The sequence below is a fragment of the Affinundibacterium danionis genome (genome assembly GCF_042432465.1).
Classification (GTDB): Bacteria; Pseudomonadota; Gammaproteobacteria; order Burkholderiales; family Burkholderiaceae_D; genus Undibacterium; species Undibacterium danionis.
Genome location: NZ_JBHLXJ010000036.1, coordinates 124005 through 139936, shown reverse-complemented (window position 1 = coordinate 139936; position 15932 = coordinate 124005). Strand labels below are relative to the sequence as shown.

13 protein-coding genes and 2 tRNA genes are annotated in these 15932 nt (G+C 43.8%); 10 read left to right on the top strand and 5 right to left on the bottom strand.

Annotated features, from left to right (window positions below):
• The first annotated feature begins 19 nt into the window (after positions 1 to 19).
• On the top strand, positions 20 to 625 hold the full coding sequence (locus ACFFJH_RS20165) for an AAA family ATPase (protein ID WP_390214958.1): 606 nt from the start codon (positions 20 to 22) through the stop codon (positions 623 to 625).
• A 168-nt stretch (positions 626 to 793) separates the two neighbouring features.
• On the opposite strand, the gene rpoD is transcribed toward ACFFJH_RS20165, so the two are convergent.
• A complete protein-coding gene (rpoD, locus tag ACFFJH_RS20160; RefSeq protein WP_390214956.1) occupies positions 794 to 3562 on the bottom strand; it encodes an RNA polymerase sigma factor RpoD in 2769 nt (922 codons plus the stop codon).
• A 25-nt stretch (positions 3563 to 3587) separates the two neighbouring features.
• Here rpoD and ACFFJH_RS20155 point away from each other — a divergent pair, with 25 nt between their 5' ends.
• Both ACFFJH_RS20155 and serS read left to right on the top strand, forming a co-directional pair.
• Positions 3588 to 3884, top strand: coding sequence for a hypothetical protein (locus ACFFJH_RS20155; protein WP_390214955.1), 297 nt, complete (start codon positions 3588 to 3590; stop codon positions 3882 to 3884).
• 305 nt (positions 3885 to 4189) lie between these two features.
• Positions 4190 to 5485: a serine--tRNA ligase gene (gene serS, locus ACFFJH_RS20150; RefSeq protein WP_390214953.1), complete on the top strand. Its 1296-nt coding sequence runs from the start codon at positions 4190 to 4192 to the stop codon at positions 5483 to 5485.
• 145 nt (positions 5486 to 5630) lie between these two features.
• Here the strand turns inward: serS and ACFFJH_RS20145 are convergent, their stop codons facing one another.
• Positions 5631 to 7454, bottom strand: a complete 1824-nt coding sequence (locus tag ACFFJH_RS20145) for a GGDEF domain-containing protein (protein WP_390214952.1) — start codon at positions 7452 to 7454, stop codon at positions 5631 to 5633.
• Between the two features lie 483 nt (positions 7455 to 7937).
• On the opposite strand from ACFFJH_RS20145, the gene ACFFJH_RS20140 reads away from it, so the two are divergent.
• The 3 genes from ACFFJH_RS20140 (at position 7938) to ACFFJH_RS20130 (ending at position 9401) form a co-directional block, all read left to right on the top strand.
• A tRNA-Ser gene (locus tag ACFFJH_RS20140) sits at positions 7938 to 8028 on the top strand.
• Positions 8029 to 8320: 292 nt separating this feature from the next.
• On the top strand, positions 8321 to 8611 hold the full coding sequence (locus ACFFJH_RS20135) for a hypothetical protein (RefSeq protein ID WP_186889660.1): 291 nt from the start codon (positions 8321 to 8323) through the stop codon (positions 8609 to 8611).
• Between the two features lie 202 nt (positions 8612 to 8813).
• Positions 8814 to 9401 carry a hypothetical protein gene (locus ACFFJH_RS20130; RefSeq protein WP_390214950.1) on the top strand — a complete coding sequence of 196 codons (588 nt, stop codon included), beginning with the start codon at positions 8814 to 8816 and terminating at the stop codon, positions 9399 to 9401.
• 121 nt (positions 9402 to 9522) lie between these two features.
• Here ACFFJH_RS20130 and ACFFJH_RS20125 read toward each other — a convergent pair.
• Positions 9523 to 9599 (bottom strand) — tRNA-Pro (locus ACFFJH_RS20125).
• A gap of 313 nt (positions 9600 to 9912) precedes the next feature.
• Here ACFFJH_RS20125 and ACFFJH_RS20120 point away from each other — a divergent pair.
• Both ACFFJH_RS20120 and ACFFJH_RS20115 read left to right on the top strand, forming a co-directional pair.
• Entirely contained in the window at positions 9913 to 11049 is a 1137-nt protein-coding gene (locus ACFFJH_RS20120) for a M14 family metallopeptidase (protein ID WP_390214949.1), read from the top strand.
• A 1-nt stretch (position 11050) separates the two neighbouring features.
• The gene (locus ACFFJH_RS20115) at positions 11051 to 11515 is read left to right on the top strand and encodes a CYTH domain-containing protein (RefSeq protein ID WP_390214947.1); all 465 of its coding nucleotides are present in this window, start codon (positions 11051 to 11053) and stop codon (positions 11513 to 11515) included.
• A gap of 122 nt (positions 11516 to 11637) precedes the next feature.
• Here ACFFJH_RS20115 and ACFFJH_RS20110 read toward each other — a convergent pair whose 3' ends face one another.
• Together ACFFJH_RS20110 and ACFFJH_RS20105 are read right to left on the bottom strand one after the other, a co-directional pair.
• A complete protein-coding gene (locus ACFFJH_RS20110; RefSeq protein ID WP_390214945.1) occupies positions 11638 to 12873 on the bottom strand; it encodes a DUF2863 family protein in 1236 nt (411 codons plus the stop codon).
• Positions 12874 to 12985: 112 nt separating this feature from the next.
• On the bottom strand, positions 12986 to 13678 hold the full coding sequence (locus ACFFJH_RS20105; RefSeq protein ID WP_390214943.1) for a glutathione binding-like protein: 693 nt from the start codon (positions 13676 to 13678) through the stop codon (positions 12986 to 12988).
• A 298-nt stretch (positions 13679 to 13976) separates the two neighbouring features.
• Here ACFFJH_RS20105 and ACFFJH_RS20100 point away from each other — a divergent pair, with 298 nt between their 5' ends.
• Both ACFFJH_RS20100 and ACFFJH_RS20095 read left to right on the top strand, forming a co-directional pair.
• Positions 13977 to 14381, top strand: coding sequence for a BlaI/MecI/CopY family transcriptional regulator (locus ACFFJH_RS20100; RefSeq protein ID WP_390214941.1), 405 nt, complete (start codon positions 13977 to 13979; stop codon positions 14379 to 14381).
• On the top strand, positions 14378 to 15841 hold the full coding sequence (locus ACFFJH_RS20095; protein ID WP_390214939.1) for a TonB family protein: 1464 nt from the start codon (positions 14378 to 14380) through the stop codon (positions 15839 to 15841). Before ACFFJH_RS20100 ends, ACFFJH_RS20095 begins: the two co-directional genes overlap by 4 nt.
• Positions 15842 to 15932 lie beyond the last annotated feature (91 nt).

Sequence of the window (15932 nt, the reverse complement as noted above, 5' to 3'; positions counted from 1 at the left end):
AATCTTAGAAAGTAGTGAAGTGAAAAAAATAGAAGCGGATATAGGTTTGAATAGTCCAGTAACAGCAATGGCAACGAGCGAACTAGGTGAAACCAGTGTGGCAAATGTACCTGTAAATCGTATTGCAATTCTAGGCGCAGAGTCTTCTGGAAAATCAGAGTTGGCGCAAGCCTTGGCTGCGCATTTTGAGACCTTATGGGTGCCAGAATATTTGCGTGAATTCGTTGAAGTAGGTGGGCGTGTTCCAGTTTCAGAAGACCAATTATTGATTGCCAAAACGCAGTTAGCTAGAGAAAATCTAGCAGCGGCGAATGCGCGCTCGTGGTTATTTTGCGATACCACACCGTTGATGACCGCGCTGTATAGCCGTCATTATTTTGATGAGATTGATCCTGAACTCGTAGTACTGGAACTAGCGCACAATTATCAATTCACAATAGTGACTGCGCCCGATTTTCCATGGGAGCCCGACGGATTGTTACGTGAATCGCCACAAGTGCGTCAAAAAGTACATGAAGATTTACTTGCTCTTTTAGATGAACGTCAAATTCCATTTATGCTGGTGGAGGGAAGCTTAGAAGCGCGTTTGCAACAGGTGCAGTTTGCATTAGATTTTTTATCTTGAGTAACGCGTGTGCTATTGTTTGTATTCGCGCAGGAGGGTTGCGAGCAGCTGTTCGTAGATTTGTCCGTTGAATTGCCACCAATATCAATAATGAGTGGTCATGGAATTGATCGACTCAAAATCGATATTGGTGTATTCGCTGTCTTTTTGCAGTGTTTGAATGAGCGATTAATTGTTTTCAAGCAAGCTTTTTAATTGTTCTAAGCGAGAAGGGTGACGCAATTTTTTCATTGCTTTCGCTTCGATCTGACGGATACGCTCACGTGTAACGTCAAATTGGTTACCCACTTCTTCTAAAGTATGATCACTCGCCATTTCTAGGCCAAAACGCATGCGCAATACCTTCGCTTCGCGCGGGCTCAAAGCGTCCAAAATCTCTTTCAATTTACCTTGTACTGAGGCTTGCATTGCAGCAGCCATAGGCGATAAGGTGATATTGTCTTCGATAAAGTCGCCCAATTGTGAATCGCCATCGTCGCCGATAGGCACGTCCAAGGACACAGGTTCTTTTGCGATTTTTAAGATTTCACGAACTTTGATTTCCGGTAAATCCATTTTTTCTGCGATCAACGCTGGATCGGGTTCTGTGCCATTTTGTTGCAAGCATTGGCGTTTGATACGATTCAATTTGTTGATCGTTTCTATCATATGCACGGGTACGCGGATAGTACGAGCCTGATCCGCGATCGCGCGCGAAATAGCCTGGCGTATCCACCAAGTAGCATAGGTAGAAAATTTATAACCACGGCGGTATTCGAACTTATCGACCGCTTTTAACAGACCGATATTGCCTTCTTGGATTAGGTCTAAAAACTGCATGCCACGGTTGATGTATTTTTTTGCGATAGAAATTACCAGACGCAAATTGGCCTCAGTCATTGCCGCCTTGGCGTCACGGGTACGCTTTTCCGCCGAGATCATTTTTTTGTGAATGGCTCGTAATTCCGTCAATGGAATTTTCGCTTCTTGTTCTAGCACGATGAGGCGACCTTGTAATTCTCGTGCCGCATGGATATTGCGTTTGAGGACTGCACCATAGGCTTCGCGCGCTTCCATTTCTTGTTCTAACCAATCGCGATTGGTTGCATTACTCATGAAGGTGGCGATGAAATAGCTACGTGGCATACCGCAACGATCGACTAATAATTCCAGCATGCGTTTTTCAGTTTGACGCAATTCCGTCATCTGTTTGCGCAAAATGTCACACCATTTTTCAGTGGTTTTGACGCTGAAACGTATGCTTTCCATTTCTTTGGCGACGTTTTCTTGTGCCGCTTCGTACGTTGGTGACTTGTAGGCATTTTGTTCAATTTGCGCAAACATATCGTCGAAGCTGGTTTTGATTGCCGCAAATTTTTCTAATGCCGTCACTTTCATTTGCGCCAATTGTTCGGCACTTAAGGTGTTGCTGGTTTCCGCTGCGCCGCCTTCTTCGTCGTCTTCATCTTCATCGATTTCGTCGTCGCTAGACGCTAAGATGGATGGTGCGATATCTAAGCTCTCGGGTACATGGAAGCCATCAATGATGTCATCAATAATTACGTCATCATTGCGGACTTTTTCCGCTGTATGTAGCACTTCTTTAATCACAGAAGGACAGGCTGAAATCGCTTGCAACATGTCTTTTAAGCCGGATTCGATACGTTTGGCGATTTCAATTTCACCGCTACGTGTCAATAGCTCAGCGCCGCCCATTTCGCGCATATACATACGAACTGGATCGGTGGTGCGCCCGAAGTCAGAGTCAACCGTAGACAAGGCTGCTGCGGCCGTTGCTTCCGCATCGTCATCGCTAACGGAAGTAGCGACATTATCCGACAATAGCAACATCGTCGCGTCAGGTGCTTGATCATAGACCGCGATACCGACGTCATTTAAGGTGCTGATAATGCCTTGTATCATTTCTGGATCATCGACATTTTCAGGCAAATGATCGTTGATTTCAGCATGGGTTAGATAACTACGATCTTTACCCAATTGAATTAATTTGGTGAGACGTTGGCGATATTCTTCCAACTGTTCTTTGCTGGCGCTTGCAACACTGGCTTTGCCCGCTTTGACGCGCGCAGCACGCTTTAACTCCGCTGATTCGAGTGCGTTGAAAGCATGGATCTCTTCGTTGTATGCTTGCGGAGAAGAAGGTTTGCGGCCGCGACGTGCTGCTTCTTTGACCGTTGGAAACGCATAGGCCGATGTGTCGACACTAGCAGCGGCGCTGCCCGTGGTGGTTTCAACCGCGCTGATGGGCGTTTTTGCAACACGAGCTTTAGGCGCGGCTTTCGCTACCGGTGTCTCAATTGCATTGAGCATATTAGCTTTTGTCGTTGCCGATACTGATGTATCTGGTACCTCAGGCGATTTTGCTGTTACAGCATCATTCGCAACTACTGTGGCTGGCTTGACTTCAGCCGCAATGATTTTCTTTTTCTTTACTTTGATGACAGGCGCTGGCCCTGCTGGTCGCGTCAGCATTTGTTGCGCGTAGTCGTCTATTGCATCTGAACTTGCTTCAGCTTCAGTTGCAATGATGTCTGGCGTAGCAGTAGCGGGTGCAGTGGCATCCACTGGAGATTCTGTCGCCATCGTTTCAGTAGGCGCAGACTCAATTCCAGCCGTGCTTATGTTGTCCTCGTTGTTTGCATTTGCTATGGGTTCGTCCGTTGGCGCTTGCGTCGTTTGTGATGAGACTAAAGCTAAGCGTGAGCGGCGTTTAGTGACAACAGTAACGGATTGCACCTGCGTTTTAATGATGTCACCGCTCTCTAATTCTGGTGATTCTGTCAGGATGGGCGTCTCAAAAGTACGGGTCTCCGCTTGTGCAGCGGCGCCCTTAGTTTTGGCGAGTGACAGAGGTTTGCCTAATTTGAGTGTCTTTGTATTTGCTGACACAGTTGCAGAAGTGGATTGCGATTCGGATGGTGTTAAGCTGTTTTTCATGTAACAAATCAAGTGCGACAACAAAATGCCAATCAAATTTGGATGGCAACAACAAAAGCAAAATAGGGAGCAAAGCAAATACCAGTTTCAAGCACAAGTAATAGATTGGAAAGTTAAGCCGAAATTCAAGCCTATTTTGATCTGTTGTGCTTTTTCACCAGTTCAATTAAATAAAAAACCCGCGAGGCGGGCAGATGATTTAAATGAATTTTTTTGCGTATTTTTATGCGAGGTCGGGATTATCCACGGCTTACCTGTTCTTGACAAGCATTACCGTACTTATTCGGGCGATTTGTTTGTGAAGTTTTGTATCTACCATTGAGTTAATTACCTAAGTTAATTACCAAGTTAATTATTTAAGGCTGCTTTCTTGCCTTAAAAATAAATATAGAAAGAAACAAAGAGAAAATGTAATCCGCATAAAAAAATGATGACATGATAAATGCCATTGATCGTTTTGTGCTTTTTTTACTAAAGCATAGAGGAAATGCAGGTCCCTTGTTACAATACGTTTTTTGCTTAGTCGCGATGCGTTATTGAACTAAAGTATTTTGAGATATTTTTGGGTATTTCAAAATCAAGTTTGAAAAAACGCAGAACACAATTTACCTCATATTCCTTAAGATCATGATTGATATTCAACTGCTCCGTAAAGACATCGACGCTGTTGCCGCTCGTTTGGCTACTCGCAAATTTATTCTTGATGTCGCTACCTTTAATGGCCTAGAAGCCGAGCGCAAACAGATACAAATGCGCACTGAAGAATTGCAGGGCAAACGTAATTCTCTGTCCAAACAAGTCGGTATGCTTAAAGGTAAAGGAGAAGATGCGTCTGCGGTCATGGCAGAAGTCGCAGCGATTGCGGATGAGTTAAAAGCATCCGAAGTACGTTTGGGCGAAGTGCAAGTCGCTTTAAATAATTTTTTGTTGACGATTCCTAATTTGCCTGATGAATCTGTGCCAGTTGGGGTAGATGAAACCGGCAATGTGGTGGTGCGTAGCTTTGGTGAGCCAGCAAGTTTCAATTTCGACGTGAAAGATCATGTCGATGTTGGTGCGCGTTTGGGATTGGAATTTGATGTGGCAGTGAAGTTAACGGGTTCCCGTTTTGCTGTTTTAAAAGGTGGCATGGCTCGTTTGCATCGTGCGTTGGCGCAATTTATGCTTGACACGCAAACCATGGAAAATGGCTACACCGAACACTACACGCCTTACATGGTGAACGCAGATTCTATGCGTGGCACAGGTCAGTTGCCTAAATTTGAAGAAGATTTGTTTGCGGTTAAAAAAGGTGGTCAAGACGGTGAAGGTGAGTCTTTGTATTTGATTCCTACTTCCGAAGTTACTTTGACCAACACGGTGCGTGATGAGATTTTGAATGCAGACAATTTGCCTATCAAAATGACTGCACACACGCCGTGCTTCCGTTCTGAAGCCGGCAGTTATGGCCGTGATACGCGTGGCATGATCCGTCAGCATCAATTTGATAAGGTTGAATTGGTACAAATTGCTCATCCAGAAAAATCCTTCGAGGCGCTGGAGGAGATGGTGACTCATGCAGAAATGATTTTGCAAAAACTCGGTTTGCCATATCGTGTGATGAGCTTATGTACAGGTGACATGGGCTTTGGTGCGACGAAGACTTATGACTTAGAAGTTTGGTTGCCAGCGCAAAATACTTATCGTGAGATTTCATCCATTTCGAATATGGGGGCTTTCCAAGCTCGCCGTATGCAAGCGCGTTTCCGAAATGCACAAGGCAAAACCGAGTTTGTGCATACCTTAAATGGCTCTGCATTGGCGGTTGGTCGTACTTTGGTCGCAGTATTGGAAAACTATCAGCAAGAAGATGGTAGTGTCGTGATTCCTGAAGCTTTGCGTCCGTACATGGGTGGTATCGAGAAGTTGCTGGTGCCAGCTTAAACCTGATTAAACTCTTTTTTTCTAAAAACGGCATCCATTTGGATGCCGTTTTTGCTGGATCAATATGCCGGGGCAAAGCAAGTGATTCAATGTAACTGAAAGGGATGCCAGCTAGTGCTAGCTTCGTCTATCTTTTCGTTCTATTTTAGGTGGGCAGTAGATCGCTTTTACGGCGATCTATGAATAAACTATTGCCATGTATGCGTTTGGCTTGCTTCTTTGCATCCGCCGCTGCGACTGAGATTTGATGATGTGAATAATACTGCTGAGCTTGCGAACGTATAACCCCCAACGATAGACTGATCAATGGATAGAATACTTTTTTTCCTTGTCGGTCTTCGCTGATATAGCCGCCACGATCCCTATCCTCATTGCTATAGAATTCGTTAACTGCAATCGCAAAATCGTCCAATATGCTGTTGCAGCGTTCTTCCCAATCGGTGCTTTGAAACAAAATAATAAAATCGTCACCTCCTATGTGCCCAATAAAATCTATTTGCGGGTCGCAATGCGTGGCTAAGACTTTGCTCGTCATTTGTATCACTTCATCACCGCGTTGATAGCCATATACATCATTGAATGGCTTAAAGTGATCGAGGTCGCAGTAACATGCCATGAATGATTTTTCATGCTGAATTAATTGATCAATGTGTTGATTGATCGGGACGTTGCCAGGTAGTTGGGTGAGGGGATTGGCGTAACGCGCTGCATCGATTTGCATTTTGGTGATTTGACGCATTAAGTCGGGTCCTGTTGCCAATCCAAGATAACGACCATTTTCAGTAATGATGATGCCATTGATCAGACTGTCTGGATCTGCTTCGACGATCAGGTGACTGACCTGCTGTAAGCTGGTGTCATGCTCCACCACCAAAGGATTGATATCCATAAAAACCGAGCACGGTTTTTTGCTATAAAGTTCGCGCTGATATGGGCGGGCAAATCGGTCAATCATATTGTGACGATTGATGATGCCTATAGGTTGGTGGCCATCGACGACAGGGATAATTTTGAGTTTTGGATCGGCCAGAAATAGATTTTCTACCTGACTATTTAAGATAGTAGAGTTAATGGTGACTGGCGATTTGAGTAAGTGCTTGATCGGCACCATCGAGGTTGAGGTGGTTGTCCGGGGCGTTATTGGTGCGTTTGGTTTGGCCGACAAAATTTTGGCGACTTCTGCGGAGATGGTTTTGGCTGGATTGGCATGCGGCTTTGCGACGTGGTAACCCTGACCACATGCGACGCCGAGATCGCGCAGTGTAATAAGTTCCGCTTGCGTCTCAATGCCTTCCGCGACAACTTTTGTTCCGGATTTTTCCGCAATATTTTGTATTGACAAGACAAATTGTCGTTTAACTTCATCATGGTCTATGCCGTGAATGAAGTGCATGTCAATTTTAACAAACTCCGGTTTGAGCTCAGACCATAGTCGCAAACTGGAGAAACCTTCACCCAGATCATCAATGGCGATTTCAAATCCCATTCTTCGATAATGCCGCACCGCTTCTCGTAGCAGAACATAATCGTGCGTTGGTTGATATTCGGTTAATTCTATAATCACCCGCTCTGGATTAATGCCTAGTTCATGGATGTAATCCAGCGTTTCTCCATGTTTGGCATCTCTTTGTAATAAACATTCTGGGCTGACATTGAGAAAAAGCTTGCCAGGTAAATTAAGCGCTTTAAATTGCTCCAATACGACTCGTCGGCACAAATGCTCTATTTTGACGGTCAGATTATGTTCGAATGCAGCTTGAAATAAGTTAATGGGCGAGTGTAATGGACTGTCCGATGGGCCACGTATTAAGCCTTCGTAGCCTAAGATACTGCCATCACTCATTTGAATAATTGGTTGAAAACGTGCGTGTAAGAGTCGCTCTTGGATAATACGATTAAGCTGCTCCAAGCTGTCTGAGTTTTTCTGAGCATGTGGAGCAGAAAACTGAGATTTTACGGATTGGTGCACAAAGTACTCCCTAGCTTGAATGAGTTCGATTTCCATAGTCCGTTGATTGCTTTAAACAATTTTTCATTTTTGTTATTGCAGTTAAGTCAGTAAGTGAGGCGTCGCTGTTGTGGCGAGTTGGCTATGGGGTCTTAGGGTAGTGATTGAATGTGACATGTTGATGTCAATTCAAAAAATGCCGCAATTTATTGTCTAAATTGTTATTTGAATTGTATTTGTGAAGCTTAATTTTCGTACTTGTACGATTTTTCACATAATTTAACAAATTATGAGGAGCGCTTCAGTTTATGAAATATTGTTCTAAAATTTTTGCCTAAGCATTGTTTTCCTAGGGAAATAAAGTTTGTTGCCCTATCTATTTAAGAAATAAATTCGAAACCCTAAGCAAACTAAGGCTTTAAGCTTGTCTGATTGCTAAAAAAACAGGCTACCAAACCGTTTTGAACTTTGCTACAATCCGCGCTTGGCTACACTTGATAGTTTGGAAAGATGGCAGAGTGGTCGAATGCACCGGACTCGAAATCCGGCATACGTTTATGACGTATCCAGGGTTCAAATCCCTGTCTTTCCGCCAAATCAAGTGACGCGATTATTTGGCACAGATCAAAAACGTGAAAAAAAGTCAAATTAGGACGTATTTTTGTGTTCTATTGATCATCCTCAATCATTTACGCTGCACTTAGGGTAGGCATCGTTTTTGATAATGATGAGCTTGCTGTTTGACACAATGGCTGTTCTAAAGCGCCTAGGTTCAGTTCTTATTATTTTGTAAGAACAGGGTTGAAATTAAAATTAGCGACCATACTATTTCAGTAATGGTTCGTACAGATGTATTTGGCTGTATTTTGTGAAGAGTGAGTAAAAGAATGGCAAATTTATTAGACCTGAAGTCAGATGACTTTGATTACAATCCAAATAATTTATTGGATACTTTAATTAAGCAATTGCATTTGAAAAATGATGCAGCATTGTCCCGTGCGTTGGAAGTTGCACCACCTGTTATCAGTAAAATTCGTCACCACCATTTACCGGTTGGTGCGTCTTTGTTGATTCGTATGCATGAAATCAGTGATTTAAGTATCAAAGATTTGCGCGCATTGATGGGTGACCGTCGCGAAAAATTCCGCATTGGCGACCAAGTAATTCGTGTCGATTGATTGTAGTAAATTCAATTCGATATGATTGCTGATAGGATTAGATCACTTGTGATTTAATCCTATTTTTTTATCTTCTGAATTCGAGCATAAAAATCTAATTTAAATATTGAACATTTGAACGGTCTATCATTCATGCGTAGTTGAATTGCTCGTGCTACTATAAAGCTCCTGAATGTTGCATGGGTTCTTTATCGAGGTCATCATGACAGTTCAATTTACGGGTAGCGCCCATCTTAGCCACGACAGTAAAATGCGTCTTTATCCAACCAAGGTGATTAATATCATTGGTGGTCCTGGTTGCGACAAATCTCTCTTCTCATCTGCCATTATTCTCAACTTAAACCTTCGACATAAATCAGTAGAGCAAATCCCTGATTATGCGAAATCTTTGGTCTGGCAAAAAGATTATGATGCATTAAGAAATCAATATCGTATCGCACAGCGACAATTTGAAATGCTCGATTTGTTGGATGGGCAAGTACAGTACCTGGTGACAGAATGTGCTTTGATGCAGATTCTCTATTACAACGAGACTTATAGAGAGAATATTTGCGATGTCGACAAAACAAAACGGCAAATTTTGGAGTGGTATCACCGTCATGACAATATTAATTTATTAGTCGAGCGTAGTGATAAAAAATACGTGCAAACAGGGCGTTTTCAAAACGAGGAAGATGCTAGAAAAATCGATGCTGAGCTGAGGGTAGTTTTAGAGCGAGAAGAAATTCCTTTTATTTCTATGCCTGCCGATGTCGCTGCAATTAATAACTTTGCACGGTCTTTGCCATAAATTACAAGCCTGTTGTCAGCCTATAAGGCTCATTTTTATATAGGCTGCGTTAATAAATATCAAGGAAAAAGAGTATAAAAAAATGGCGTAGCAAGTTATATGCTACGCCATCTCAATTTTTTGGTCGGGACGGCAAGATTCGAACTTGCGACCCCGTGCACCCCATGCACGTACGCTACCAGGCTGCGCTACGCCCCGACTGTGAACGAGCGATTATAGGGTATTTGCTACTTTTTATCCATCAAAAAATGAGAACGTATTTGCTCTTTAGGTTGTTCCTTATGTTGCTCATTAAGTTGCTCATCAATGTGCGCATTAACCCGCGCAATTAGCTGCTCATTAAATTACATCGTTAAATATCCTTATTCATTTTTGTTTTAGAGATTGTCAGACTAGTTTAAAAGCGGTCACAATAGCGGTTTGGCGCAGTTAATTGGCGCGAATGATTTGATACTTGTCACGAGCAAGCTTATCTATACTCACTTATCTACCATTACTTAAAGAGATCACTATGTCGATAAAGATCAGTCAAAATTTTGATGCGGGTGCTATTGAGGTGCTCAGCACCGCGGATGTAGGAAATATTCAATTGAATTTGCGTTCCGATTCGAATGCCGAATTTTCACAATGGTTTTATTTCCGTTTGCAGGGAGCGCGTGATCAAGATGCGACGATACATATTATGAATGCGGGTCAAGCGACTTATCCGGATGGCTGGGTGAATTATCGTGCCGTAGCCAGTTATGATCGCGAAAATTGGTTCCGCGTTGAGACTGAATTCGATGGCAAGGTGATGAGTATTAAACACACGCCTGACACAGACAGCGTGTATTACGCCTATTTTGAGCCGTACAGCTGGGAGCGTCATTTAGCGTTATTGGGTAGCGTGGAGCAATCCGATCAAGTGCGTGTGGAAGATTTAGGCAGCACGGTCGATGGTCGAGACCTCAATTTGGTCGTTGTTGGAAATCCATCCGCGAAGAAGAAAGTATGGATTATCGCGCGACAACATCCGGGTGAAACCATGGCGGAATGGTTGGTTGAGGGAACCTTGAATGCGTTGCTTGATCCATCCAATCCTATCGCTCGTGCTATTTTGGATCAGGCGGTTTTGTATGTGGTGCCAAATATGAATCCGGATGGTTCTGTGCGCGGTAACTTGCGTACCAACGCCGCAGGCGCGAATTTGAATCGTGAATGGATGACACCTTCGCTGGAAACTAGTCCTGAAGTGTATCACGTGAAAAAGAAGATCGAAGAAGTCGGTTGCGACTTGTTCCTCGATATTCACGGCGACGAAGGTTTGCCTTATGTCTTCGTGGCAGGCAGCGAAATGTTAGAAGGTTTCACTGAAAAACAAATGCAAGAGCAAACTGCATTCGTAAACAGCTTCTGCGCTGCTAGTCCCGATTTTCAGACTAAGTTTGGCTACGAAGCGAGTAAGTACAACGAAGACTTATTGAAGCTGGCTTCCAAGTATATAGGTCACACTTACAAGTGTGTTTCCTTAACTTTAGAATTGCCATTCAAAGACAACGCCAACATGCCAGATCTCGAAGTCGGCTGGGATGGTTCTCGTAGTATGAAATTGGGTGAAGCAATGTTGCAGCCTATTTTGACCACTGTAAGAAATATCGTGAAAAACTAAAGTGGGTATAGAAATTGAACGCAAATTTCTGGTCGTCGCAGACGACTGGAAGACGCTAGTCAAACCTGTTTTTATGCGTCAGGGTTATCTCAGTTCTCAAGCGAATCGTGTGGTGCGAGTGCGGATCGAAGATCAAACCGCCATGTTGACGATCAAAGGTAAAACCGAGGGTATTGCTAGAGGAGAGTGGGAATACCCGATTCCTGTGAGCGATGCACAAGAGCTATTAGATGGTTTGTGCGAACAGCCTTTGATCGAAAAGAATCGCTATCGCATTGTGATAGAAGATTTGGTGTGGGAAGTGGATGAATTCTTTGGTGATAATGCGGGTTTAGTGGTTGCTGAAGTTGAGTTAAATAGCGTTGATCAAGCCTTCGTTAAACCAGCTTGGTGTGGCGAGGAGGTTAGCCACGACCATCGTTATGCAAATGCGAATTTGTTTAAGCATCCGTTCAAACTTTGGTGATATTTTTTATTCTTTATTTTCCGTAGTATCTCGTATCTAGACCTATAAAAGAAGACAGGCAGACTAAATGTCTGACTGTTTTCTTTTATGCATTTTTACCGGAGCGGCGTTATCGCAAAACGCTAGTGGAAATGTACCGAGCCTTCCGGCGGCGCATCTTCGGGCATTTCTGGATGAACTAATTCTCCTTCGGCATCAGCATACAAGGGAGCCTGGCAATCATCGCAAAACTCTAAACCAAAAATATCTTCCAACATTCGTATATTCGTCAGTCCGCTCTCTTTGAGCAAGGTCGGGATGTCACCTTCACGTTCGTCCATAGTAGAGATAGACGGGCCTATTAGTGCATTGACTTCATCTTCTTGTTGATACAGCGGCCAAATCACGCCATAGATGATTTCTGGCTCACCTTTTAGGGTAAAGCCTATGCGTAGCTCATCGACTTGTCCTGGGTGGGTTTCGGGGCCAAAACGCGCGACGATTGCGCCTAGATCAGAGGCCTCTACATTTAAGGTCTGCGTCAGATAGAAAACGGCTGAGCGTATAGAAATTGGGCGTACCAAAATATCCGCTTCACGACAGGCTGAATAGTAGGCTTCAGGTAGCAAAAATTCGAATCCACAGCCAGGTAATAAGTGGGCCACATCGGCATGTGCTCTTTGTTTCCACAATAAGACGGCAGCTTCTTTGGCTTTACTGATATCGAAAGGTGAGGGCGTCATTTGCCATTGGAATAAAGGCGAATTTTCAGGTGCAATAATGACGCCTAATAAATAACGACTGTCGGCCAGAAAGGGCACGGTTTTGGGTAAGTCTTTCGCCGGCGTTATCGCCTTATCTTGCAAAAAGTGTTCAGCCGTCTGATGCATCAATTCATTGATCGCACAGTGATCTTGCGGTAGCTGATCGATAGAATATAAGTTGGGCAAAATACTTATTTGCACTCCCTTACAAAGAAGGGATTCGCGCCAACTGGTAGTTAAAGATTTTAGTATGGTGGAAGGAATAGTGCCGGAAGCGATCTCAAAACGACTCCACGCCAAGATAGGCGCAGCAACCAAAAGTAAATCATAGTTGGAATCGCCTACCTTTACGTTGCCTGAGGTGGCAATTGATTCTATGGCTTCGATCAGTACTTCGTAGGCTTCTGGCTGGTTGGTGAAAACATGTTCGGCCGCGGAATCAAGTACCGATTGGTGCTTTAGTTCTAGATTTTTTGCCACTAAAGTATCGAGCAAAGATTGCCAATCATTGTCTTCTAGGCGGCTACCAGCTTGCGATATCGCATGAGATAAATTAGCGATACGGAGAGCATCGCCAGCTAATTTTTGAATTTTCTTTTTCGGTGCGCGTCGCATGATGTTCTCGATTCTTAAGATGGTCGGTGTGCTGGCGCTACTAATATGATTGCTTAAAATGGATATCGGATAATAGGCGGCTGTTTTGCATCAACTGCCGCCTATAAGCGTCCTATTTTTTTGTGTATTGCGTGTTACCGAACAAAATATCTTTGCTCTTGTCATCGGTCAATGGTTTTCTTAAATCGGCGAGCACTTTCAGACCTCGTTGCACGGCAGGGCGCTCATTAATTGCATCAAACCATCGTTTGGTATGCGGATAGTCGGCCCAATCGATACCTTGATTTGCTGCAGATCGAGTCCAGGGAAAACACGCAATATCAGCAATGCTGTAGTGCTCTCCGGCCAGATAAGATTGCTGGCTTAATTGCTTTTCTAAGACATTGTATAAACGCTTGGCTTCGTTTGTATAACGGTCATAGGCGTAGTCAATTTTTTCTGGCGCGTAAATGCGGAAGTGGTGTGCCTGACCTAACATAGGTCCTAGTCCACCCATTTGGAACATCAACCATTGCAGCGTCTGGTACTTCTGCCTATCACTTTCACCTAAGAATCGTCCCACTTTACTGGCGAGATAGACCAAGATTGCACCGGATTCAAAGAGCGCAATTGGTTTCCCTTCTGGACCATCGGCATCGACTATCGCGGGAATTTTATTGTTGGGTGAAATCGCTAAAAAGTCAGCTTTAAATTGATCACCTGCCGCGATATCGACTGGGATAGCTCGGTAACTCAAGTCGCATTCTTCGAGCATGATATGGATCTTGTGGCCGTTCGGCGTAGGCCAAGAATAAACGTCAATCATAGGTTCTCCAATAAAAAGAATTTGAAAAGAATTCGAAGTGTTTATAGCCAAGTGCGTATAGTCTTAAGTGGGGCACTTGTAATGCGGCATCGTGTTTGATTATATCCTGTGCCACGCAATTTCATTTTGATTCTTACGGTGCGCAATAAAGCTCGATAAGAGAGCTCGATAAAAGTTCTCAATTGGTGTAAATGCGACACCGAGAACTTTATATTCAAATTCAGAAAAATTATCTAGACAAACTAATCTAGATAATTTAGTCTAGACAAATAGATCTACTTTGTGCAAAGGAACAATAATGAGTAACTCCGGTACCCATCAGGGCAAAAAGAATGTAATACCGAAACCTACCGCAGCGGAAATGGAAATATTCAAGTTGCTGTGGGTATTGGGACCTGCGACCGCTAAACAAGTCCATGAAACTGGTGTTAAAGAGCGACCAGAGTTGGCCTATGCATCGGTCTTGCGCATGCTGCAAGTGATGCATAGCAAAGGCCTACTCGCACGTGATGAAAGTCAGCGCGCGCATGTTTATAGCGCAGTCGAGGCACAGGATGATTTGCAAACCAACCTAGTCAAAGATTTGATACAGAAGGCTTTTTCTGGTTCAGCCAAGGCTTTAGTCCTAGCAGCTTTGCGCAGTCATGTTAGTAAAGAAGAGCGTGCTGAGATTCAGAAATTTTTGCACGGAGACGAGAAATGACTAGAGAACTATCCAATCTATTGCAGACCCTGATTCAAGCGCTTGGTTGGAGCCTCGTTCATTTTGTCTGGCAAGGTTTTGTTATTGCAATCGTATTGGCAATGATGTTGCTTGTGACGCGAAAAGCCAAGGCGCAATGGCGCTATGCAATCGCATGTGCCGCCTTATTATCATGTGCGGCACTGCCAGCGTGGAAATTTGTGCAAGCACTAGAGCGTGGAACGAATATTGAGGTGGTGTTTCAAACGACCGCGCAGGTATCTTCGCCGACATTAGAAGCTCATCCATTAATACAAGTGGGTAACATAATTCAAACTAATTTGCATTGGATCGTTTTGTGTTGGGCTTTGGTGGTTTGCCTATTGAGCATACGTCTCTTTCTTGGATTGTGGTGGTTGCAAGGTTATGGCAGCGGACAACGCGGACAGGTTAACAGCTACTGGCAAGCGCAGCTCGATGATTTGGCACAGCAATTTGCCTTACCTGGACGCGTCTTATTACGTGTCGTAAAAGATATAGACAGTCCGCTCACGATAGGATGGCTGCGTCCTATGGTTTTGGTGCCAGCTTCCTTAGTGACAGGCATGGAGCCGTCTTACTTGCAAGCCTTGCTAGCACATGAGTTGGCGCATATTCGGCGCCATGATTATCTAATTAATCTGATCCAAAATTTGATAGAAATGATTTTGTTTTTCCACCCAGCAGTTTGGTGGATTTCAAAAAAAATCCGTAATGAAAGAGAAAATATTGCGGATGATTTAGCTGCAAGCATGCTCGGCGAACCGCGGCGTCTGGCGCTTGCTTTACAAGAGTTGGAGTTACTCCAATTCACCACCCCTCAACTCGCCCAAGCGGCACATGGAGGAAATCTTATGTCCAGAATTAAACGTTTAATACGTCCAGAAGTACAAAGTATTAATTGGAAAACCGCGGTGTCAGTAGTAAGTATCGCGACAGTTTGCGTAGGCTTCGCTGCAAACGCGGCAATCCCAGCCTTATCATCACACAGCCGCTCAACCCTACCAAATCAAGTGGTAGCGATCTCAAATGAAAATGCGACTGATTCGGATGTAGAGAGTTCGCCACTGATTGCAAGCGAGTTTCTTGAGCAGGCATCAGAAGTCAAAGCAGGTGTTAATGTGCCAAAGAGTAAGACGAGCATTAATAAAGATGGAGTGACTAAGGCTCGCATTGATTTTGAGAAACCTGGGTGTAGACCAGAGTACCCACGCGAAGCATTGAGCAAGGAAGCGACTGGTGTGACGACACTTGCGATCGCTACTTCTGCAAAAGGACGCATTGAAAAAGTCCGTGTCCTAAAATCAAGCGGTCATGAGTCACTTGATAACGCGGTTAGGAATCAACTGTTGTCAGGAAAATGCACACAAAATCCTGGAATGATTAACGGCAAACCGCAAGCAACGATCACGCAAGTTCAATACGTGTGGAAGCTAGATTAATTAATTTTTTAACTCGCCAGATATTCTTTAGGAGAGAATATCTGGTAGCGTCGAAATCTATTTGTGATTGGAATATTTTGTGAAGATAGTA